Here is a 20,712-nt window from a genome sequence, read left to right as displayed (position 1 = left end):
TTTTCTTTTGAGCCTATGTGATCATCGGCCGGCACATGAAACCGGGGTGACCACCAAGGGTCGGGCCGACACTTCACAGCGTCAACCCCTCCCTCAGGCACAGAACCTACCGGATCATCCCGACACCGCCGGCGCCTCCGGCGCACTCACGTCGAAGTTCGAGCCCTTCTGAGCCATCAACGCGACCAGCGTCCGGGCCTTGCGGTCGGTCTGCTCCGGGCTCCCCCAACGCACCGTCGCACCCCCGCTGAGCTGCAGCTGAATATCGTCGTACGAGTGCACCAGCACCGCTCCGGCCCGCTTCGCCACCTCGGGCGGCAGTCCGGCGGCCACCGACACCGCGCCCTGAACCAGCTGCGAACGGGAGATCACCCCGTCCGCGTCCTTGGCCTGCTGACTGAGCCGCAGTTCCACCACCGGCACCCCCTCCGGCGGGGCCGCCTCGGTGGCGAAGCTCACGCCGGCGGCGTCCACCTGGGTGAACTGACCGTCCTCCCCCTTGACGGCGGCCACCGCCGTGCGCTGGACGACCTTCACCCGCAGGGTGTGCGGCCAGCCCCGCCACACCTCGGCCTTCGCCACCCGGGGGATCGCCTCCACCCGGCGCTGGACGGCGTCCAGGTCCACTCTGGCCAGCGGGCCGTCACCGATCCCGCCGATCGCCTCGCGGACCTGGTCCGCCGTCAGCTTCTCGTCCTTCGGCCCCTGGACCGCGACCTCGCGCACGTCCAGCACCGAGGAGAAGAACACCACCCAGGCCAGCACGCCCAGCACCGCGGCGCCGAGCACGCTCAGCACCACGATGCCCCGCCGGGAGAGCCGGAGCCGAGGAGCGGACTCCTCGGCCTCCAGCTCTTCCTCCAGCGGGTCGGCGAGCCGGCCGTCAGCCACGGCGGCGACCGCCGCGGGAGGCCTGGATCGCCTCGTAGACCATGCCGACCAGCAGGTCGTCGGCGTCCCGGCGGCCGAACTCGGCGGCGGCCCGGCTCATGTCCCACAGCCGCTGCGGGTCGGTGAGCACCGGCAGCACGTTCTGCAGCACCCACTCCGGGGTCAGCTCGGCGTCGTCCACCAGCAGGCCGCCGCCGGCCTTGACCATCGGCTGGGCGTTCAGCCGCTGCTCGCCGTTGCCGATCGGCAGCGGGACGAACGCGGCGGGCAGCCCGACGGCGGCCAGCTCGGCGACGGTCATGGCGCCGGCCCGGCAGAGCATCAGGTCCGCCGCCGCGTAGGCGAGGTCCATCCGGTCGACGTACGGCACCGCGCGGTACGGCGGCATCCCGGGGATGTCCTCGACCTGCGGCAGCTCGTTCTTCGGGCCGACGGCGTGCAGGATCTGCACGCCGTACTGCTGGAGCCGCGGGGCGATCGCGGTGACCACCTCGTTGAGCCGGCGCGCGCCCTGGGACCCGCCGGAGACCAGCAGGGTGGGCAGCCGCTGGTCGAGGCCGAAGTAGTGCCGGGCCTCCGGCCTGGCGGCGCCCCGGTCCAGGGTGGCGATGGTCCGGCGCAGCGGGATGCCGATGTACCGGGAGTCGCGCAGCTTGCTGTCCGGCGTGGAGACCGCGACGAAGTCCGTGTAGCGGGCGCCGATCTTGTTGGCCAGGCCCGGACGGGCGTTCGCCTCGTGCACCACGATCGGCACGCCGGCCCGCTTGGCGGCCAGGTAGGCGGGCATCGCGACGTAGCCGCCGAAGCCGACCACGGCGTCCGCGTTGACCCGCTCGATGATCTCCTGGGCGGCCCGGACGGTGCCGCGCAGCCGGCCGGGGACGGTGATCAGCTCGGGGGTGGGCTTGCGGGGCAGCGGGACGGCCGGAATCAGCTCCAGCTGGTAGCCGCGTTCCGGCACCAGCCGGGTCTCCAGTCCGCGCTCGGTTCCCAGGGCGGTGATCCCGATGGACGGGTCGTGCCTGCGGAGGGCGTCCGCGAGGGCCAGCGCCGGCTCGATGTGACCGGCGGTCCCCCCGCCGGCGAGTACGACATGCACCGAAATTCACCGCTCCCTGCGTGCCGGCCCCGGGGCCGGGCGCGCTGTGGTTCGTCGTCGTGGCAGCACCCGGGCCAGTCGTCTCCTGATCCGGGAGTTCTTGCTCCGGGCGGCCAGCGCCGCCTTCGCGCCCGAGGTGCTGCGCGCCAGGCACAGCAGCACACCGATCGCGGACATGGCCGACAGCATGGCGGAACCGCCGTAGGAGAACAGCGGGAGCGGGACGCCCGCGATAGGCAGCAGTCCCAGCGCCGACCCCAGGTTGATCATGGCCTGCGCCATGATCCAGGTGGTGGCGGCTCCCGCGGCGTACCTGACGAAGGGGTCCTTCGTACCGATGGCCACACGGATACCCGCGTAGCCTAGTGCCGCGAAGAGACCGATCACCGACAGCGTCCCCACCAGGCCCAGTTCCTCGCCGGTCGCGGCGAAGATGAAGTCGGTGTGCGCCTCGGGCAGCTGGCCCCATTTCTCCACGCCGGCACCGAGACCGGTGCCGAAGCCTCCGCCGAGCGCGAACGAGTACACGCCGTGCAGCGCCTGGAAGCAGGCCCCGTCCGGGTCGGGCTTGGTGACGCCGATGCAGCCCAGGCGCTCCGCCCGGTGCGGGACGGTGATCACCAGCGCGGTGCAGACGACCACGGCCACCCCGACGGTGGCCACGAACAGCCGCAGCGGCGCGCCGACCATCCAGAGCAGCGCGAACAGCATCGCCACCAGGATCATCGAGGTGCCCATGTCGCCGCCGAGCATGATCAGCGCGAGCAGCAGCAGGGCGCCCGGCACCAGCGGGACGAGCAGGTGCTTCCAGGTGGTGAGGGTGCCGGCCTTCTGCTTGCGGGCGAGCAGGTCGGCGCCCCAGAGCACCAGCGCGAGCTTGGCGAACTCCGAGGGCTGGAACTGGAAGAAGCCGAAGTCCAGCCAGTTCTGGTTGCCGTTGATCCGCACCCCGATGCCGGGTACGGCGACCAGCGCGAGCGCGCCGATCACCCCGAACATCACCGGGTAGACGATCACCCGCAGCACCGCCAGCGGCACGGAGGCGAAGCCGATCAGCAGGACCAGGCCGAGGATGGCCGCGATCAGCTGCTTGAGGAAGTAGTACTGCGCCGAGTGGTGCTGGCCCAGGGCGAGGATCTGCGAGGCCGAGAAGACCATCATCAGGCCGAGCACCACCAGCAGCAGCGTCGTGCCGATGACGAGCAGGTAGGGCGTGAGCGGCCGGTCCAGCCAGTACCGCACCCGGTACCGGAAGGCCCGTACCCGGGCCAGCGGTCCGGCCGACTTGTACTTGGTCGTGGTGGCCGAGATCACGCGCCACGGCTCGGCGGCCTCCCGCTCCGGTGCTCCGGAACCCGCCCTGCCCTGCCCAGCCACTCCCCGCTCACTCTCTCTTCACGGCTCACCCGCCGCCGGGCCGCTCCGGCCCGGTACGGCCCTTCGGCTCACTCCCCGCGGTCCGCCAGCTGCCGGACCGCGGCGGCGAAGAGGTCGCCGCGCTCGCCGTAGTTGGTGAACATGTCCATCGAGGCGCAGGCCGGTGCCAGCAGCACCGTGTCACCCGGCCGGGCGAGCGAGGCGGCCGTCCGGACGACCTCCGCCATCGCCACCGCGCCAGTCTGGCCCTCGGCCGCCTCGATCACCGGGACATCCGGAGCGTGTCGCTCCAGCGCCTCCCGGATCAGCGCGCGGTCCTCGCCGATCAGCACGGCGGCGCGCAGCCGCCCGGCCGCGCCCTGGACCAGGTCGTCGAAGGTCGCGCCCTTGGCCAGGCCGCCGGCGATCCAGACGACCGGCCGGAAGGCGGCCAGCGAGGCGGCGGCGGCGTGGGTGTTGGTGGCCTTGGAGTCGTCGACGTAGGTGACCTCGCCGACCACGCCGACCTCGGCGATCCGGTGGGCGTCCGGGCGGAAGGCCCGCAGGCCCTCGCGGACGGCCTTCGGCTCGACGCCGTACGCCCGGGCCAGCGCCGCCGCGGCGAGCGCGTTGGCGATGTTGTGCGGGGCAGCGGGGCGGCGCGCAGCGCCTTCCTCGGAAGGGTGGTGGTGGGCGACGGGTGGGCTGACGTCCTCGACGGTGCCCAGCTCGGCCGCGTTCTTGGCCCGGTCGGCCACGAACGCGCGGTCCACCAGCAGCCCGTCCACCACGCCGAGGTTCGACAGGGCGGGCGCGCCGAGGCCGAAGCCGATCGCCCGGCAGCCCTCCTCGACGTCGGCCTCGCGGACCAGCGCCTCGGTGGCCGGGTCGGCCAGGTTGTACACGCAGGCGACGGTGTTGCCCTGGTAGATCCGGCCCTTGTCGGCGGCGTACGCCTCCATCGAGCCGTGCCAGTCGAGGTGGTCGGGGGCCAGGTTGAGCACGACCGCCGAGTGCGGGCGCAGCGAGGGCGCCCAGTGCAGCTGGTAGCTGGAGAGCTCGACGGCGAGCACGTCGTACGGCTCCTCGGCGAGGACCGCGTCCAGGACCGACACCCCGACGTTGCCGACGGCGGCGGTGCGCTTCCCGGCGGCGGTGAGGATCGAGGCGAGCATCTGGACGGTGGTGGTCTTGCCGTTGGTGCCGGTGACGGCCAGCCAGGGGGCGGGCTCGCCGGTGGCGGGCAGCGGCCGGCGCAGGCGCCAGGCGAGTTCGACGTCGCCCCAGACCTCGATGCCGGCCGCCGCGGCGGCGGCGAACAGCGGACGGTCGGGCGCCCAGCCGGGCGAGGTGACGACCAGCCGGGTGCCCTCGGGCAGGCTGTCGCCGTCGCCGAGGCGGACGGTGACGCCGAGCGCCTCCAGCTCGGCGGCCCGGGCGGTCAGGCCCGCGCCGCTGCCGCCGTCCACCACGGTGACGTGGGCGCCGAGGCCGTGCAGGACGCGCGCGGCGCTGATGCCGGAGACGCCGAGCCCGGCGACGACGACGGGCAGGTTCGCAAAGTCAGGGTTCGTCATCCGGTCCGGTATCCCGCGTAGAAGAGGCCGAGGCCGACGGCCACGCAGAGTCCCTGGATGATCCAGAACCGGACCACGACCAGGACTTCGCTCCAGCCCTTGAGTTCGAAGTGGTGCTGCAGTGGCGCCATCTTGAAGACGCGCTTGCCGGTCATCCGGAACGAGCCGACCTGGATGATCACCGACAGGGTGATGATCATGAAGAGGCCGCCGAGCAGGATCAGCAGCAGCTCGGTGCGCGAGCAGATCGCCAGACCGGCCAGGGCGCCGCCGAGGGCGAGCGAGCCGGTGTCGCCCATGAAGATCTTGGCGGGCGAGGTGTTCCACCAGAGGAAGCCGAAGCAGGAGCCCATCAGGGCGGCGGCGACCACCGCGAGGTCCAGCGGGTCGCGGACGTCGTAGCAGCTGACGGTCGCGGTGACGGAGTAGGCGCAGCTCTGCCCGTACTCCCAGACGCCGATGAAGGTGTAGGCGCCGAAGGCCATCACCGAGGCACCGGTGGCAAGGCCGTCCAGACCGTCCGTCAGGTTCACGCCGTTGGAGGTCGCGGCGATCATGAAGTAGGCGAAGATGACGAACAGCACGGGGCCGATCGACCAGCCGTAGTCCCGGACGAAGGACAGGTGCTGGGACGCCGGGGTGAGCCCGCGGTCGTCCTGGAACTGCAGCGCCAGCACGGCGAAGGCCAGGCCGACGATGGACTGGCCGGCCAGCTTCGCCTTGGCCCGCAGACCGAGCGAGCGGCGCTTGACCACCTTGATGTAGTCGTCCAGGAAGCCGACCAGGCCCAGACCGGTCGTCAGGAAGAGCACCAGCAGGCCGGAGGCCGTCGGGCTCTCGCCCGTTATCGCCTTGGTCCCGAAGTAGGCGATCAGGGTCGCCAGGATGAAGGCGATGCCGCCCATGGTGGGCGTGCCCTTCTTGCTGTGGTGCGCCTTCGGCCCGTCGTCGCGGATGTACTGGCCGTAGCCCTGCCGGGCGAGCAGCTTGATCAGGGCGGGGGTACCGACCAGCGACAGGATCAGGCCGATCATGCCGGAGAAGAGGATCTGCTTCATTACGCGGCCACACCGTCCGAGAGGAGGGCCTCGGCCACCTTCTCCAGCCCCACCGAACGGGACGCCTTCACCAGGACCACATCCCCCGGCCGAAGTTGACTGCGCAGCAGCTCGACCGCCGCGTCCGCGTCGGACACCAGCACCGACTCCTCACCCCACGAACCTTCGTTCCTCGCGCCGAGTTCCATGCAGGCCGCCTCGCGTCCACCGACCGCCACCAGCTTGGTGACGTCCAGTCGGACGGCGAGCCGCCCGATGGCGTCGTGCTCGGCCAGGCTCTCCTCGCCGAGCTCCCGCATCTCGCCGAGCACCGCCCAGGTGCGGCGGCGCTCCGGGCCGCGTCCCCCCATCGAGACCAGCGCCCGCAGCGCGGCCCGCATCGAGTCGGGGTTCGCGTTGTAGGCGTCGTTGACGACGGTGACACCATCGGCCCGGTCGACGACCTCCATGCGCCAGCGGGACAGCGCACCCGCTTCGCCCAGGGCGGTCGCGGTGTCGTCGACGGACATCCCGAGCTCCACCGCCACCGCAGCGGCGGCGAGGGCGTTCGAGACGTGGTGCTCACCGTACAGGCGCAGCTGCACGGGCGCGGAACCGGCCGGGGTGGTGAGCGTGAAGGATGGCCGTCCGGCGGCGTCCAGCCGAACGTTCGTCGCCCGGACGTGGGCATCCGGGGATTCCCCGAACAGGACCACCTTCGCCCTGGTACGGCCGGCCATCGCGCGCACCAGCCGGTCGTCCGCGTTGAGGATCGCGGCGCCGTCGGCGGGCAGCGCCTCGACGAGTTCGCCCTTGGCCTCGGCGATCGCCTCCTGCGAGCCGAACTCGCCGACGTGCGCGGTGCCGACGTTCAGCACCACTCCGATCCGGGGCGGGGTGATCGAGGTGAGGTACTCGATGTCGCCCTTGTGCCGGGCGCCCATCTCCATGACCAGGTGCCGGGTGCCGGGCTCGACCCGCAGCGCGGTCATCGGGTGGCCGATCTCGTTGTTGAGCGAGCCGGGCGGGTAGACCGTGTCGCCGAGGCGCTGCAGCAGCTGGGCGATCAGGTCCTTGGTGCTGGTCTTGCCGGCCGAGCCGGTCAGCGCGACGACGGCGGTGCCCTCGGCGCGGGCGACCACGGCCCGGGCCAGCTTGCCGAGCGCGTCCACCACACTGTCGACCAGGACGGCGGGCACGCCGACCGGGCGGTCGGCCAGCACCGCGACGGCGCCGGCCCCGACCGCGACGTCCGCGTAGTCGTGGCCGTCCACGCGCTCGCCGACGAAGGCCGCGAACAGGCCGCCGGGGCGCACCTTCCGCGAGTCGACCTCGACCGGGCCGGTCACCAGGGCGCCGGGGTCGGCGCCGTCCAGGGTGCCCCCGACTGCGGCGGCCACCTCGGCGAGGGTCAGTGCGATCACTGCTGCTCTACTCCTCGGTCGCCCCGGGCGGCCGTGGTCTGCGTGATGGATTCGCGCAGCACCTCCCGGTCGTCGAAGGGGCGGATCTCGTCTCGTACGTACTGGCCAAGTTCGTGGCCCTTGCCGGCCACCAGCACGGTGTCCCCGGCGTGGGCGCGGGCGACGGCGATCCGGATCGCCTCGGCCCGGTCGGGGACGACCAGGACGGTCCCGCGCTCGGCCTCGGGCACCGCGGCGGCGCCGGTCAGCATGCTGGCGAGGATCGCCAGCGGGTCTTCGCTGCGCGGGTTGTCGCTGGTCAGCAGGGCGGTGTCGGCGAGCCGGGCGGCGATGGCGCCCATCGGGCCGCGCTTGTGCGGGTCCCGGTCTCCGCCGCAGCCGACGACGACGTGCAGCCGGCCCTTGGTGACCTCGCGCAGCGAGCCGAGGACGGCCTGGAGGGCGTCCGGCTTGTGCGCGTAGTCGACCACGGCGACGAACGCCTGCCCGGCGTCCACCCGCTCCAGCCGGCCCGGCACGCCGGGCACCGCGGCGACGCCGGCCACGGCCCGCTCCAGCGGCAGGCCGGCGGCGACCAGCAGGGTGATCGCGGCGAGCGCGTTGGCCACGTTGAACGGGCCGGGCAGCGGCACGGCCGCGTCGGCCTCGGCGCCGTCCGGGCCGAGCACCCGGAAGGTGGAGCCGACCGGGCCGAGCTGGACGTCCACGGCCCGCCAGTCGGCCTCGACGGCGCCGGTGGCGGAGAAGGTGGTCACCGGGATCTTGGCCTCGGCGGCCAGCCGGCGGCCGTACTCGTCGTCCACGTTGACCACGCCGTGGCGGGACTTGCCGGGCTGGAAGAGCCGGGCCTTCGCCTGGAAGTAGTCCTCCATGTCCGGGTGGAAGTCGAGGTGCTCGGGGGTGAGGTTGTTGAACAGGGAGACGTCGTACGTCACCCCGTCGGTGCGGCCGTAGACCAGCGCGTGGCTGGAGACCTCCATGGTCACCGCGTCCGCGCCGCGCTCGGCCATCACGCCGAGGATCGCGTGCAGGTCGGTGGCCTCGGGGGTGGTGCGCTCGCTCTTGATCCGCTCGTCGCCGACCCGCATCTCGACGGTGCCGATCACCCCGGGGGCGCGCCCGGCGCCGAGCAGGCCGCCCTCGACCAGGTAGGACGTGGTGGTCTTGCCGTTGGTGCCGGTCAGCCCGATCATCAGCAGCCGCTCGGAGGGGCGGCCGTAGACGGCTGCCGCGAGCTCGCCCATCCGGGCCCGCGGCCGGTCGACGACCAGCAGCGGCAGGCCGGTGCCGGCCGCCAGCTCGGCGCCGGCCGGGTCGGTGAGCAGCGCCGCCGCGCCCGCCGCCGCGGCCTGGGCCGCGAAGGCCGCGCCGTGGTGGTTGGCGCCGGGGAAGGCCACGTACACGTCGCCGGGGCGCACCGCCCGGGAGTCGTGGGTGACGCCGCTGACGAGGCCCCCCTCGACGGGATCGAGGCCCAGCTGGCGGGCCAGTTCGGCGAGCGGCAGGGCGGCGGTCCCGGCCGGGCGGGGCGGACTCACGGTGATTTGATCGGGTTTCGGCACGGCGGGAAGGCTATCCGCCGAAGGGTGTCCAGGGCCAAACCGGCCCTTCGCCGCGCCGCCGTCCGGCCCGACCCGCTCGTTGCTCATACTCGCTCACGGCTTCCACTCGACGGGCAGGTTGGGCGCCTGGCTGCCGCTGGGCGGGACCTGCATGGTCTTCAGGGTGAACTCCATCACCTGCTTGAACACCGGTCCGCACAGCTGGCCGCCGAAGTGGCCGTTGACCGGCCCCTGGAGGGTGCAGGAGACGGTGTACCGGGGGGCGTCGGCGGGGGCGAAGCCGATGAAGGAGGCGGTGTAGCCGTCGTAGCCCTTGCCGTTGGCGGCCCCCCGGTTGGCGGTGCCGGTCTTGCCGGCGACCCGGTAGCCGGGGATGGCGGCCTTGCCGCCGGTGCCCTGCTCGTCGTCGACGACCGACTCCAGCATCGAGGTGAGGGTCTTGGCGGTCTGTTCGCTGACCACCTGGGTCTGCTCGCCCGGCGGGGTCGCGGTGTACTTGCCGTCCGGGCTGGTGGTGCCCTGGACGATGCTGGGCGCGACCCGGACGCCGCCGTTGGCGATGGTCGAGTACACCGAGGTGGCCTGCAGCGCGTTCATCTGCAGCGGGCCCTGGCCGAAGGCGATGTTGTACTTCTCCGAGGCGACCAGGTCCCCCGGCTTCTTGAGCATCCCAGGGGTCTCGCCGGGGAAGTTCAGACCGGTCGGCTGGCCCACGCCGAACTTGCGCATGTAGCCGTCCAGCGTCTTGTTGACCTCCGACTGGTCGGCGCCGAGGGTCTCGACCGCCTCGATGGTGCCGATGTTGGAGGACTTGGCCAGCACCCCGGCCAGGGTCAGGTACCAGTCGCCGTGCTCGACGTCGTCCTTGAACTGCTGGCCGGCCCGGACCAGCCGGTTGGGCACGGTGACCTTGGTGTCCCAGTTGGCCTTGCCGGTGTCCAGGACGGCGGCCAGGCTCATCAGCTTGGCGGTGCTGCCCGGCTCGTACGCGTCGACCAGCGCGGCGTTGCCCATCTGGGACTGCTTGGCGGTGCTCAGGTCGTTCGGGTTGAAGCCGGGCGCGGTGGCCATCGCCAGGACCTGACCGGTCTTCACGTCCTGGACGACGACGTAGCCCTTCTCCGCCCCGGAGTTGGCGACCTGGTCGGTGAGCGCCCGCTGGGCGGCCCACTGGATGTCCCGGTTGATGGTCAGCTTCACGTCGGTGCCGGGCACGGCCGGGTCCATCGAGCCCCCGGCGGTGGGCACCAGCCGGCCGCCCGCCTGGGCGTAGCTGCTGTGCCCGTCCTTGCCGGCCAGCTGCTTCTGGTACTGGAGCTCCAGGCCGCCGGCGCCCTCGCCCTCACCGTTGACGAAGCCGACCAGGTTGGCGGCCAGGCCGTCGGCGGGGTAGATCCGCTTCTGGGTCTCCCGGTTGAACACCCCGGCCAGCGGGTTGGCGCACTCGTTGTCGACCCGGGTGCGTCCGCCCTGGTCGGCGGCCTTGGTCAGCAGCCGCTTCTGGGCCTGGCAGGTCCGCGAGCCGGCCTGCTTCTCCAGGCCCGCCTTGAGGTCGCTGATCTGGCTCTTGGTGGCCGGGGTCTGCTGGGCGGCGAGCCGCTTGTAGCGGGTCTTGGGGGTGTGCAGGTCGGCGGCGATCTTGTCCTTGGGCACGCCGAGGATCGGCGCCAGCAGGGCGGCCGCCTGCTCCGGGGCGTCCGGGATGCCGGTCGCCGCCGGGGTGAACATCGCCGGGTCGGCGGTGATGTCGTACGCGTCGACGGTGGCGGCCAGCGCCACCCCGTCGGAGGACGTTATCGAGCCGCGCTCGGCGGTGATCGGGATGTTCAGGTAGCGGTTGGTGTTGGCGTCGGCGGCCAGCGCGTCGGAGTCCAGCAGCTGGAGCTGCACCAGGCGGCCGGCGAACACCGAGAACACCAGCGACATCACCACGGTGATCACCCGCAGGCGGCGCTTGGGCTCGGCCAGCCGGAGCGCCTTGGGGCGCAGCGGGCGGCGCGGCCGGACGGCGGCCTGGCTCCGGGCCGGCGGGCGGCCCTCGGGGCGGCGCTGCTGCGGTGCCCGGGGTGTACGGGCGGCGGCGGCCTTGGCGGGCTGGCCCTTGGCCGGCTGCCCCTTCGCGGACTGTCCCTTGACGGGTTGTCCCTTCGCGGGCTGCCCCTTCGCGGGCTGGGCCTTGCCGGCGGACTGGCCGCGCGGCGCGGCCGCGCGGGGCGCGGCGCCCTTGGGCGGCTGGCGGCGGCCGTTGCCGGAGCCTCCGGACGGCTGACGTGGCGTGCTCATCGGCCCGCACCTCCGGTCGACGGCGCGGCCGGGGGGGCCGGGTTGATCTGGACCACGGAGTCACCGGCCGTCGCCGCCGGGCTCGGCGCGCCCGGGGGGGCGCTCGCCGGGGGCGCACCCGCCGGGGCGCTCGGCGCCGGCTGCTTCATCGGCCACGGGTCGACCGTCGAGCGCTTGACCGGCGGGCTGTCCTGCGCCGGTCCGGGCGTGCCGATCACCTTGCCGCCGTTCGGGACGTCCAGGAAGGCCATCCCGCCGGCCGGGACCATGCCCAGCTCGGCGGCCCGCCGCGCCAACGCGTCCGGCGCCGAGCTCTGGTCGATCTGGTGCTGGAGGCCCTGCTTCTCGTCGGTCGCCACGGTGGTCTGCTTCTGCAGCCGGGACAGTTCGAAGGAGCCCTCGTTGAGCGCCGTGTTCAGCGCCAGCAGCCCGAGCAGCCCCGCCGCGAGCAGCACCACCACGAGCACCGCGAACGGCGTGCGGCCCCGCACCGGACGCCGCCCCGGCCGGACCGTGATCCGCGCCCTGCCCTGTCCGGGGAACGATCCCCGCCCCGCCCGGACCCCACCGGCCACCGGCCCCACTGCTCTCCTCCGCCCTTCGGACCCCGCCGGGGCCAACGTTTCAGCCCCGCTTGCTACGGTCCCTGATCCTCTCCGCCACCCGCAGCCGTACGGGCGCGGCGCGCCGGTTCTCCTCGATCTCCTCCTCCGTGGCCAGCTCGGCACCACGGGTGATCAGCTTGAGCCAGGGCTGGTGCTCCTCCGGGATGAACGGCAGCCCCGGCGGCGCGGTGTTGGTCGACCCGGCGGCGAAGTACTGCTTCACCAGCCGGTCTTCCAGCGACTGGTAGGACATCACGACCATCCGACCGCCGATCGCCAAGGCCTCCAGCGCACCGGGAATCGCCCGGTCCAGGACCTCCAACTCGCCGTTGACCTCGATCCGCAGCGCCTGGAACGTCCGCTTGGCCGGGTTCCCGCCGGTCCGGCGGGTCGCCGCCGGAATGGCGTTCCGCACCAACTCGACCAGACGCGCGCTGTTGGTGAACGGTTCCTTCTCCCGCTCCCGGAGGATCACCGAGGCGATCTTCCCGGCGAACCGCTCCTCGCCGTAGACCTTGAGGATCCGGGCCAGGGCACCGTGGCTGTAGGTGTTCAACACCTCCGCCGCGCTGATCCCCCGGGTCTGGTCCATCCGCATGTCCAGCGGCGCGTCCTGCGCGTACGCGAAACCGCGATCGGCCTCGTCCAGCTGCATCGAGGAGACGCCGAGGTCGAACAGGACGCCGTCCACCCGGTCGATGTCCAGGCGCTCCAGCACCTCGGGGATCTCGTCGTAGACGGCGTGCACCAGGGTGGCCCGGTCTCCGAAGGGCGCCAGCCGCTCGCCGGAGAGCTTCAGCGCCTGCGGGTCGCGGTCCACCGCGACCAGCCGCACCTCGGGGAACTGGGTGAGCAGCGCCTCGCTGTGCCCGCCGAGGCCGAGGGTGGCGTCCACCACCACCGCCCCGGGGCGCGAGATCGCCGGAGCCAGGGCGTCCATGCACCGCTGCAGCATGACCGGAACGTGCTTGGGGCCCGGATCGTTGGTGGTCATGCGCGGTGGCGCCCTTCCTCAGGTGCGGAGCAGCCCGACGACCGGGAGCTCCGACCATTCTCGCCCACCACTGCACGACGCGACGACGCGGCCCGTGGTCCCCGCCCGCTCCAGGGGGAAGATCGTGACCGCCCGGCGCCGGGGAAGGTGCGCCAGGTGGGCACGGAGCGGGTGGAGGCCACGGGCCGCATCAACCGGGCCACCCAGGCCGGAAAAGCCCGGTTGACGGGATCCGGCGGGTGTGCTCCACTGCGCCGCAAACTCTATCGCGCGGGCCCCGCCAGTCAATGGTCCGCTCCGGCGCACCACCCGGGCGGCGGTACGGATCACCGCAGGTCGCAGCCATGGGAGTGGCCCCGCGGAGGTGCCGGCCGGGGGCCCGCGGGAGCGGCCGCGCGCCCCACCCGCGCACCCGCCCCGCGGGCGCTCCGGGACCAGCCCGGACAAACCCTCCCGAACGCGTGGAACGGTCCGCCTGTTGTGGCTATGCGCTCGATCACAGCGGCCCGATCTGTAGCTCTCCTCCCCACCGCGGACGCCCGAATCGCACTAACGTCGCCACCATGACAGTGACCCCCGACCGGCCGACGCCGACCGACGCTGCCGACTCCCCGCGACCCGCCATCATCGACCGCTTCGTCACGGACAACCGCGAGTACGCCGTGACCTTCCGGGACGGCGGCATGGACGCCCGCCCGGTCCAGAAGATCGCCGTGGTGGCGTGCATGGACGCCCGCCTCGACCTGTTCGCGGCGCTCGGCCTCGAACTGGGCGACGCCCACGTCATCCGCAACGCGGGCGGCGTCGTCACCGACGACACCATCCGCTCCCTCACCATCAGTCAGCGCGCCCTCGGCACCCGCTCGGTCGCGCTGATCCACCACACCGGCTGCGGCCTGCTCGGGCTGACCGAGGACTTCCGCCGCGAGCTGGAGCTGGAGGTCGGCCAGCGCCCGCAGTGGGCGGTGGAGGCCTTCGTCGACCTCGACGGCGACGTCCGCCAGTCCATGCAGCGGGTCCGCACCTCGCCCTTCCTGCTGCACACCGACGACGTCCGCGGCTTCGTCTTCGACGTCCACACCGGGCTCCTGCGCGAAATCCACTGAACCCCGTACCCGCACCACCGCCCCGCACCGCGCACCGCCCGGCCAACGGCGTCCGGGCATCCGGGGCCGTCCCGAGGGTGACTTCTGGTCACCGGTCAGGGGAGAATGCGCCTGCCGGTCAGACCCCGAACCACCTGGGGCGGCCAGGCCGCAGGCCGCTACCCCGGCACCGGATTCCCGACGGAACCGCCCCCGGGAAGGCCGCGTCAAGCATGGGGTGGGGTCCGGCCTCGGGGTGAGGCGGGCACAGGGTGCCAGGGAGCGTATACGGGTGACGAGCTACAGCGATCAGGCCGGTCTCGGCAGTCCTGCGGGGGGCGGCCAGGGGACGGACGGGTACCACCGGGCCGGACTTCCCGAGCTCGCCGCGGTCGTGGACCGGATCCGCGCCAACATCGAGAGCGTGATCGAGGGCAAGCCGGAGGCCGTCCGGGTCGCACTGACCGTCCTGCTCGCCGAGGGCCACCTGCTGCTGGAGGACGTGCCCGGCGTCGGCAAGACCATGCTGGCCAAGGCGCTCGCCCGCTCGGTCGACTGCACCGTCCGCCGCATCCAGTTCACGCCCGACCTGCTGCCCTCGGACGTCACCGGCACCAACATCTACGACCAGCACCAGCGCGACTTCGAGTTCCGCCCGGGCGCGATCTTCGCGCAGATCGTGGTCGGCGACGAGATCAACCGCGCCTCGCCCAAGACCCAGTCCGCGCTGCTGGAGTCGATGGAGGAACGCCAGGTCACCATCGACGGCACCAGCTACGAGCTGCCCTCGCCGTTCATGGTCGTGGCCACCCAGAACCCGGTCGAGATGGAGGGCACCTACCCCCTGCCGGAGGCCCAGCGGGACCGTTTCATGGCCCGGATCTCGATCGGCTACCCCAGCCCCGAGGCCGAGTTCGCGATGCTCGACGTGCACTCCGGCGCCAGCCCCCTGGAGGACCTCCAGCCGGTGGCGCACGCCGCCGACATCCTCAAGCTGGTCGACCTGGTGCGCAGCGTGCACATCGCCGACCCGGTCCGCCGCTACGCCGTCGACCTGGTCGGCGCCACCCGAACCAGCCACGAGCTGCGTCTGGGTGCCTCGCCGCGCGCCACCCTGCACCTGGTCCGGGCCGCCCGCGCCGCCGCCGCGCTCGACGGGCGCGACTACGTCACCCCGGACGACATCCAGCGCCTGGCCGTGCCCGTCCTCGCGCACCGCCTGATGCCGACCGCCGAGACCCAGCTCAGCCGCCGCACCGCCGAGCAGATCGTGACCGACCTGGTCGCCCGGCTGCCGCTGCCGCGCCCGCAGGGCGGCCCGGCCGTCCGGAGGGGCTGAGGTGGCCCCGTCCGACCCGACGTCAGGACTGCGGACCGGGCTGCGCGGCCTCACCACCCGGGGGCGCTCCTTCCTCGCCGCCGGCGTCACCGCGGTCGGCTGCGCCTACCTGCTCGACCAGGACGCGCTGCTGCGCGTCGGCGTGCTGCTCGCCGCGCTGCCGCTGGCCGCCGCGCTGGTGGTCGCCAACACCCGCTACCGGGTGGCCAGCGGCCGCCGGCTGAGCCCGCGTCGCGCGGTGGCCGGCCAGGAGGCCCGGGTCCACCTGCGGGTCGACAACGTCTCCCGGGTGCCCACCGGGCTGCTGCTCCTGGAGGACAAGGTCCCGTACGTGCTCGGGCCGCGCCCGCGCTTCGTGCTGGACCGGGTCGAGCCGCGCGGCCACCGCGAGGTCTCCTACCGGGTCCGCTCCGACCTGCGCGGCCGCTACCCGCTCGGGCCGCTCCAGCTGCGGCTGTCCGACCCGTTCGGGATGTGCGAGGTGAACCGTTCCTTCTCCGCCTCCGACGTCCTCACCGTCGTCCCCCAGGTCCAGGCCCTGCCGCACGTGCGGCTGAGCGGCGAGTGGGGCGGCCAGGGCGAGAGCCGTGCCCGCACCCTGGCGCTGGCCGGCGACGACGACGTGATCCTGCGCGAGTACCGGCCCGGCGACGACCTGCGCCGGGTGCACTGGAAGTCCACCGCCCGGTACGGCGAACTGATGGTGCGCCGCGAGGAGCAGCCGCAGCGGGCCCGCGCGACCGTCCTGCTGGACACCCGGGAGATCGGCCACCGCGGCATCGGCCCCGCCTCCTCCTTCGAGTGGGCCGTGAGCTGCGCCGCCTCGGTCGCCGTGCACCTGCTGGAGCGCGGCTACCAGACCCAGCTGCTCACCGATACCGGCCAGTGGGTGCCCGGCACCGGCGCCGGCGGCGGCAACACCGCGGCCGACGCCTCCGGGCTGATCCTGGACGCGCTCGCGGTGGCCGACCTGTCCGACGGCGCCGGCCTCTCCCGCGCAGAGGAGCCGCTGCGCGCCGGCGGCGAGGGACTGCTGGTCGCCGTGCTCGGCGAACTCGACGAGGCGCAGACCGCCCGGCTGGCCCGGCTGCGCAGCCGCACCGGCGGGGCCGTCGCGTTCCTCCTCGACACCGGCACCTGGGCGGGCCTGCGGATGCTCGCCCCCGACACCGGCGGCGACGAGTTCCGCAACCGGGTCCGGCAGCTGCGCGAGGCCGGCTGGACCGTCCTGCCGGTCAGCTCCGGGGACTCCGTCCCGGACCTCTGGCAGGCCGCCGACGGCGCCAAGACGACCTCCCCCTACCGAGAAGAGGCCGGCGCGTGACCACCCGGGCCAAACTGACCGTCTACTCGGCGCTGGCCACCGCCCTCGCGTCGCTCTGCCTGACCCCGCTGCTCACCACCAGGAGCTGGATCACCCACGCCTTCCTGGTGATCGCGGTGATCGCGGCGGTCGGCGCGGGCCTGCGGCGGGCCCCGCTGTACCGCTGGACGGTGCCCGTCGGCCAACTGCTGGTGCTGTTCCTGCTGATCCTGATCGGCTTCGCCGGCTCCGGCTCGCTGCTGGGCGGCGTGGTGCCCGGGCCGTCCTCGCTGCGCGCCCTCGACCACGTCATCAACTCCGGCCTGGACGACATCCAGGTGTACGCCATCCCGGCGCCGCCCAACCCCGGCCTGCGGCTGATCCTGGTCGCCTCGGTCGGCCTGGTCGCCGTCGTGGTGGACACCGTCGCGGTGACGTACCGGCGCTCGGCGCTGGCCGGGCTGCCGCTGCTGGCGCTGTACTCGGTCGGCAACGGGCTCTCCGGGGACCACGGCAGCTGGCTCTGGTTCGCCCTGGCGTCGGCCGGCTACCTGGTGCTGCTGTTCGCCGAGGGGCAGGACCGGGTCTCCCGCTGGGGCCGGGTCTTCCACGGCGGCTCGCGCGACGGGACGAGCTCCGGCCGGGTCAGCCCGGGCGGCCAGCAGGTCGGCGTCCTCGCGCTGGTCGCGGCGCTGCTGCTGCCGGTCGTCCTGCCGCACTGGGACTCCGGCCTGCTGAGCCCCGACTCCGGCGGGTCCTCGGGCAAGAGCTCCATCGGGTCGGCCACCAGCCTCGACCCGCTGGTCAGCCTGGAGTCGGCGGTCACCAAGCCCACCAACAACGAACTGCTCAGCTACACCCTGGACAGCGAGATCGCCGACCAGATCTACCTGCGCACCGGGGCGCTGGACCAGTTCGACGGCACCAACTGGCGGCTCGGCAGCACCACGGTCAACGACCTCCCGTCCTCCTTCCCCGCCCCCGAGGGCCTGCGGGACGCCAACCTCCCCCGGATCGAGGGCGACTTCCAGATCAGCGACCGGCTGGAGAAGAGCTGGCTGCCGATGCCCTACCCGGCCGCCTCCGTCCAGGTCCCCAACCGGTCCGACTGGAAGCTCGACCCGCTCACCCGCACCGTCCTGCCGACCAACGACCGGGCGATCCGCAGCCTGCGCTACCACGTCAGCGCGCTGGACGTGCGGCCCACCGCGAACGAGCTGCGCACCGCGTCGACCGCGCCGCAGGACATCCGGGACCACTACACCGGCCTCCCCCAGGACCTCCCGCCGGTCGTCGCGCAGCAGGCCCACGAGGTCACCGCCAAGGCGACGAACGACTACGACCGGGCGATGGCGCTGGTGAGCTGGTTCACCGGCCCGCAGTTCCAGTACGACACCGCGGTCAACGGCGGCACCGGCAGCAACGCGATCGCGGTCTTCCTGCGCGACCGCAAGGGCTTCTGCGTCCACTTCGCCTCCACCATGGCGGCGATGGCCCGCACCCTGAAGATCCCGTCCCGGGTGGCCGTCGGCTTCACCCCCGGCGACGCCAAGGGCGGCAACGTCTACTCGGTGACCGGCCGGATGTACCACGCCTGGCCCGAGCTGTACTTCTCGGGCTACGGCTGGCTGCGCTTCGAGCCCACCCCGAGCCGCGGCGTCCAGCCCCGCTACACCGAGCAGTCCACCACCCCGACCACCGCGCCGACCCAGCAGCCGACCGCCTCCGCGCAGAGCTCGGCGCCGGTCGCGGCGCCGACCGACAGCAAGGACTGCGACGCGAAGCAGCGCCAGCTGGGTGAGTGCGGCGGCAGGAGCAAGGCCGTCAGCAGCGCCGCCGAGGACTCCTGGCTGCTGTCCGGGCAGGTCCTGGGCAGCGCCGCCGTGGTGGTGCTGGTGATCGCGCTGCTGCTGGTGCCGATGCTCTGGCGGTCGGCGCTGCGCCGGCGCCGGCTCGGCCCCGGCGGCCGGCGCGGCCCCGGCGGCGGCCCGGCCGAGCTCACCGACGCCCAGGTGCTGGCCGCCTGGGACGAACTGATCGACTCCGCCTGGGACCTCGGAATTCCCCCGGACGAGTCACGCACCCCGCGCTCGGCCGCCCGGCGGATCACCGAGAAGGCCGAGCTGGACGCGGACTCGGCGGCGGCCGCCGGGCGGCTGGCGCTGGCCACCGAACGGGTGCTCTACGCCCCGGCCGGCCAGGTCACCACCGCCCCGCTGTCGGCGGACGTCCGGACCGCCCGGCAGGGCCTGCGGGCCACCGCCGGCCGGGCCGGGCGGACCAGGGCGGTGCTGCTGCCGCCGTCCTCGGCCCAGCTGTGGTGGCGGATCTCGGACGCCCTGCGGGCGGCCCGGGAGGCGGTCGGCACCAGCGTCGGCCGGGTGTCCGCCGCGGTCACCGGCCCGGTGCGGCGGGTGGTCTCCCGGCGCAAGCGCAAGCCGGAGTCCGAGCAGGCCTCCAGGGAGTCCTGAGCGGGGCCCGGGCGAACGGGCCGTCGCGCGGACGCGGGAACGCCGGGGCGGGCAGTCGATCGACTGCCCGCCCCGGCGTTCGTCCAGCGTGTGCGCGCCCCGGCGGGCGTGCCGTGCGCGGCTCAGAAGCCGCCGGCCTGCTCGTCCCGACGACGCTGCCAGCGCTGTTCCACCCGGTCCATCATCCCGGCCTTGCGGCGGGGCGCGGCGGCCGGCCGGGGGCCGGAGCCCTGGCCGGCGGGGCCGCGGCGCCAGCCGGTCACGGCGAACACCGCGCACCCGAGCATCACCAGGAAGCCCACGACGCTGACCCAGATCTGGTCGGGGACGACCATGCCGCCCATCAGCAGGCCGATGCCCACCACGAAGCCGGCAACGGCCAGGTACACCCGCCGGCGGGTGTAGGTGCGCAGCCCGGTTCCCTCAAGCGCCGTCGCGAATTTGGGATCTTCGGCATACAGCGCTCGCTCCATCTGGTCGAGCAGTCGCTGCTCGTGCTCCGAGAGCGGCACGGAGTCCTCCTACTCGTCGGTCGCGGGTGCGACCGGTCCGCCACCCCGGTCGGGGAGGCAAAGTCCAATCAGCCTTCGGGGCACACGGTCGGACGCCTGTGCGGGGGGACCCGGCCCGTGTCGTCCATATGCCCCACGCATCCGGCTGTCATGCTTTCCGGCTTTACCCAGATCATACGGTCCGTGGGCCCGTTACGGAGTGGTCTGCGCCGCGTGGGACGGGCCACTTCGACCGGGCACGGCCGCACCCGGCTCAACGCCACGGGACGCGGACAAGTGCCCGAACGGGTGGAATCGGTCCGGACCTGGGCAGGTTCGGGACCACCCGGACGAGGCCGGGGGGCGTCCGGAAGGCGAACTGCCGCCGCACGGTGTGCGAACCGTACGGCGGCGGGCGGTCCCGCGGCCGCTCAGGCCAGGGTGGCCAGCAGGTGCAGCTGGGTCGCCACGGCGTGGAACGCGGGCTGCTCGGCGGCGGCCTCCTCCAGCTTCAGCAGCGCCTCCATCGCGCCCGGCTCGGCGTCCACCAGCACCCCGGGGACCAGGTCGGCGAAGACCCGGACGCCGTGCACCGACTCCACCCGCAGACCCGCGCCCTCGGCCAGCCGGCCCAGCTCCTCGCCGGTGAAGCGGCGCGGCATCGGGTCCTGCTCGCCCCAGCGGCCGTCGGTCGCGGACAGCACCGTACGGGCCTCGGTGAAGTGGCCGGCCAGCGCGCGGGCCAGCACGGCGCCGTTGCGGTTGGCGGCCAGCAGGCTGACCAGGCCGCCCCGGCGCAGGGTGCCGGCCAGGCTGCCGAGCGCCTCCGCCGGGTCGTCCACGACCTCCAGCACGCCGTGGCAGAGCACCGCGTCCACGGTGCCGGGGGCGACCAGCTCGGGCAGCGTCTGGGTGTCGCCCTGGACGGCCCGGACCAGCTCCGTCACCCCGGCCTCGGCGGCCCGGCGCTCCAGCGCGAACAGCGCGTCCGGGCTGGGGTCGACCACGGTGACCCGGTGGCCGAGCTTGGCCACCGGCACGGCGAAGTTGCCGGTGCCGCCACCGGTGTCGACCACGTCGAGCACCGGCTGGTCCAGCTCGGCCGCCCGCTTCTCCAGGGCGGCCCGCACCACCTCCCACACCACGGCGGTACGCAGGGCACTGCGGGGACGCGTCGGGTACAAGGCGGGGCTCC

Annotated in this window: 16 protein-coding genes; 4 read left to right on the top strand and 12 right to left on the bottom strand. The window is 73.6% G+C overall.

Annotated elements, in window-relative coordinates; all coding sequences use genetic code 11:
• Positions 1 to 114: 114 nt before the first annotated feature.
• The 10 genes from ACIP37_RS09050 to rsmH form a co-directional block, all read right to left on the bottom strand.
• Entirely contained in the window at positions 115 to 891 is a 777-nt protein-coding gene (locus tag ACIP37_RS09050) for an FtsQ-type POTRA domain-containing protein (protein WP_363582922.1), read from the bottom strand.
• Positions 884 to 1,990 carry an undecaprenyldiphospho-muramoylpentapeptide beta-N-acetylglucosaminyltransferase gene (gene murG, locus ACIP37_RS09045; protein ID WP_063347235.1) on the bottom strand — a complete coding sequence of 369 codons (1,107 nt, stop codon included), beginning with the start codon at positions 1,988 to 1,990 and terminating at the stop codon, positions 884 to 886. The genes ACIP37_RS09050 and murG overlap by 8 nt, the downstream gene beginning before the upstream one ends.
• 6 nt (positions 1,991 to 1,996) lie before the next feature.
• On the bottom strand, positions 1,997 to 3,304 hold the full coding sequence (gene ftsW / locus ACIP37_RS09040; RefSeq protein WP_371516659.1) for a putative lipid II flippase FtsW: 1,308 nt from the start codon (positions 3,302 to 3,304) through the stop codon (positions 1,997 to 1,999).
• Between the two features lie 131 nt (positions 3,305 to 3,435).
• The gene (gene murD, locus ACIP37_RS09035) at positions 3,436 to 4,923 is read right to left on the bottom strand and encodes a UDP-N-acetylmuramoyl-L-alanine--D-glutamate ligase (protein WP_363628777.1); all 1,488 of its coding nucleotides are present in this window, start codon (positions 4,921 to 4,923) and stop codon (positions 3,436 to 3,438) included.
• Positions 4,920 to 5,981 carry a phospho-N-acetylmuramoyl-pentapeptide-transferase gene (gene mraY / locus ACIP37_RS09030; protein ID WP_350884360.1) on the bottom strand — a complete coding sequence of 354 codons (1,062 nt, stop codon included), beginning with the start codon at positions 5,979 to 5,981 and terminating at the stop codon, positions 4,920 to 4,922. The genes murD and mraY overlap by 4 nt, the downstream gene beginning before the upstream one ends.
• Positions 5,981 to 7,384: a UDP-N-acetylmuramoyl-tripeptide--D-alanyl-D-alanine ligase gene (gene murF, locus ACIP37_RS09025; RefSeq protein WP_363582926.1), complete on the bottom strand. Its 1,404-nt coding sequence runs from the start codon at positions 7,382 to 7,384 to the stop codon at positions 5,981 to 5,983. Before murF ends, mraY begins: the two co-directional genes overlap by 1 nt.
• Positions 7,381 to 9,033 carry a UDP-N-acetylmuramoyl-L-alanyl-D-glutamate--2,6-diaminopimelate ligase gene (locus ACIP37_RS09020; RefSeq protein ID WP_079135533.1) on the bottom strand — a complete coding sequence of 551 codons (1,653 nt, stop codon included), beginning with the start codon at positions 9,031 to 9,033 and terminating at the stop codon, positions 7,381 to 7,383. Before ACIP37_RS09020 ends, murF begins: the two co-directional genes overlap by 4 nt.
• Positions 9,034 to 9,039: 6 nt before the next feature.
• Positions 9,040 to 11,229, bottom strand: a complete 2,190-nt coding sequence (locus tag ACIP37_RS09015; protein WP_400805657.1) for a peptidoglycan D,D-transpeptidase FtsI family protein — start codon at positions 11,227 to 11,229, stop codon at positions 9,040 to 9,042.
• Positions 11,226 to 11,720: a hypothetical protein gene (locus tag ACIP37_RS09010; RefSeq protein ID WP_400805655.1), complete on the bottom strand. Its 495-nt coding sequence runs from the start codon at positions 11,718 to 11,720 to the stop codon at positions 11,226 to 11,228. The genes ACIP37_RS09015 and ACIP37_RS09010 overlap by 4 nt, the downstream gene beginning before the upstream one ends.
• 133 nt (positions 11,721 to 11,853) lie before the next feature.
• Entirely contained in the window at positions 11,854 to 12,828 is a 975-nt protein-coding gene (rsmH, locus tag ACIP37_RS09005) for a 16S rRNA (cytosine(1402)-N(4))-methyltransferase RsmH (RefSeq protein ID WP_363582932.1), read from the bottom strand.
• Between the two features lie 563 nt (positions 12,829 to 13,391).
• On the opposite strand from rsmH, the gene ACIP37_RS09000 reads away from it, so the two are divergent.
• From ACIP37_RS09000 to ACIP37_RS08985, 4 genes are all read left to right on the top strand, one after another.
• Positions 13,392 to 13,934 (top strand): carbonic anhydrase, encoded by a 543-nt coding sequence (locus ACIP37_RS09000; protein ID WP_063347243.1) that lies wholly within the window; start codon positions 13,392 to 13,394, stop codon positions 13,932 to 13,934.
• 373 nt (positions 13,935 to 14,307) lie between these two features.
• Positions 14,308 to 15,252: a MoxR family ATPase gene (locus tag ACIP37_RS08995; RefSeq protein ID WP_363583028.1), complete on the top strand. Its 945-nt coding sequence runs from the start codon at positions 14,308 to 14,310 to the stop codon at positions 15,250 to 15,252.
• A 1-nt stretch (position 15,253) separates the two neighbouring features.
• Positions 15,254 to 16,576, top strand: a complete 1,323-nt coding sequence (locus tag ACIP37_RS08990) for a DUF58 domain-containing protein (protein WP_400805652.1) — start codon at positions 15,254 to 15,256, stop codon at positions 16,574 to 16,576.
• Complete coding sequence (locus tag ACIP37_RS08985) at positions 16,573 to 19,026, top strand: transglutaminaseTgpA domain-containing protein (protein ID WP_400805650.1); 2,454 nt, start codon at positions 16,573 to 16,575, stop codon at positions 19,024 to 19,026. The genes ACIP37_RS08990 and ACIP37_RS08985 overlap by 4 nt, the downstream gene beginning before the upstream one ends.
• A gap of 122 nt (positions 19,027 to 19,148) precedes the next feature.
• Here ACIP37_RS08985 and ACIP37_RS08980 read toward each other — a convergent pair whose 3' ends face one another.
• Positions 19,149 to 19,538 (bottom strand): DUF3040 domain-containing protein, encoded by a 390-nt coding sequence (locus tag ACIP37_RS08980; RefSeq protein WP_350884379.1) that lies wholly within the window; start codon positions 19,536 to 19,538, stop codon positions 19,149 to 19,151.
• A 410-nt stretch (positions 19,539 to 19,948) separates the two neighbouring features.
• Positions 19,949 to 20,701, bottom strand: a complete 753-nt coding sequence (locus ACIP37_RS08975) for a methyltransferase domain-containing protein (RefSeq protein WP_363378597.1) — start codon at positions 20,699 to 20,701, stop codon at positions 19,949 to 19,951.
• Positions 20,702 to 20,712: the final 11 nt, after the last annotated feature.

It is taken from the genome of Kitasatospora sp. NPDC088861 (genome assembly GCF_044750105.1).
Classification (GTDB): Bacteria; Actinomycetota; Actinomycetes; order Streptomycetales; family Streptomycetaceae; genus Kitasatospora.
Note: the sequence above shows the minus strand (reverse complement) of the source record. Positions and strands in the feature narration are given on the sequence as shown.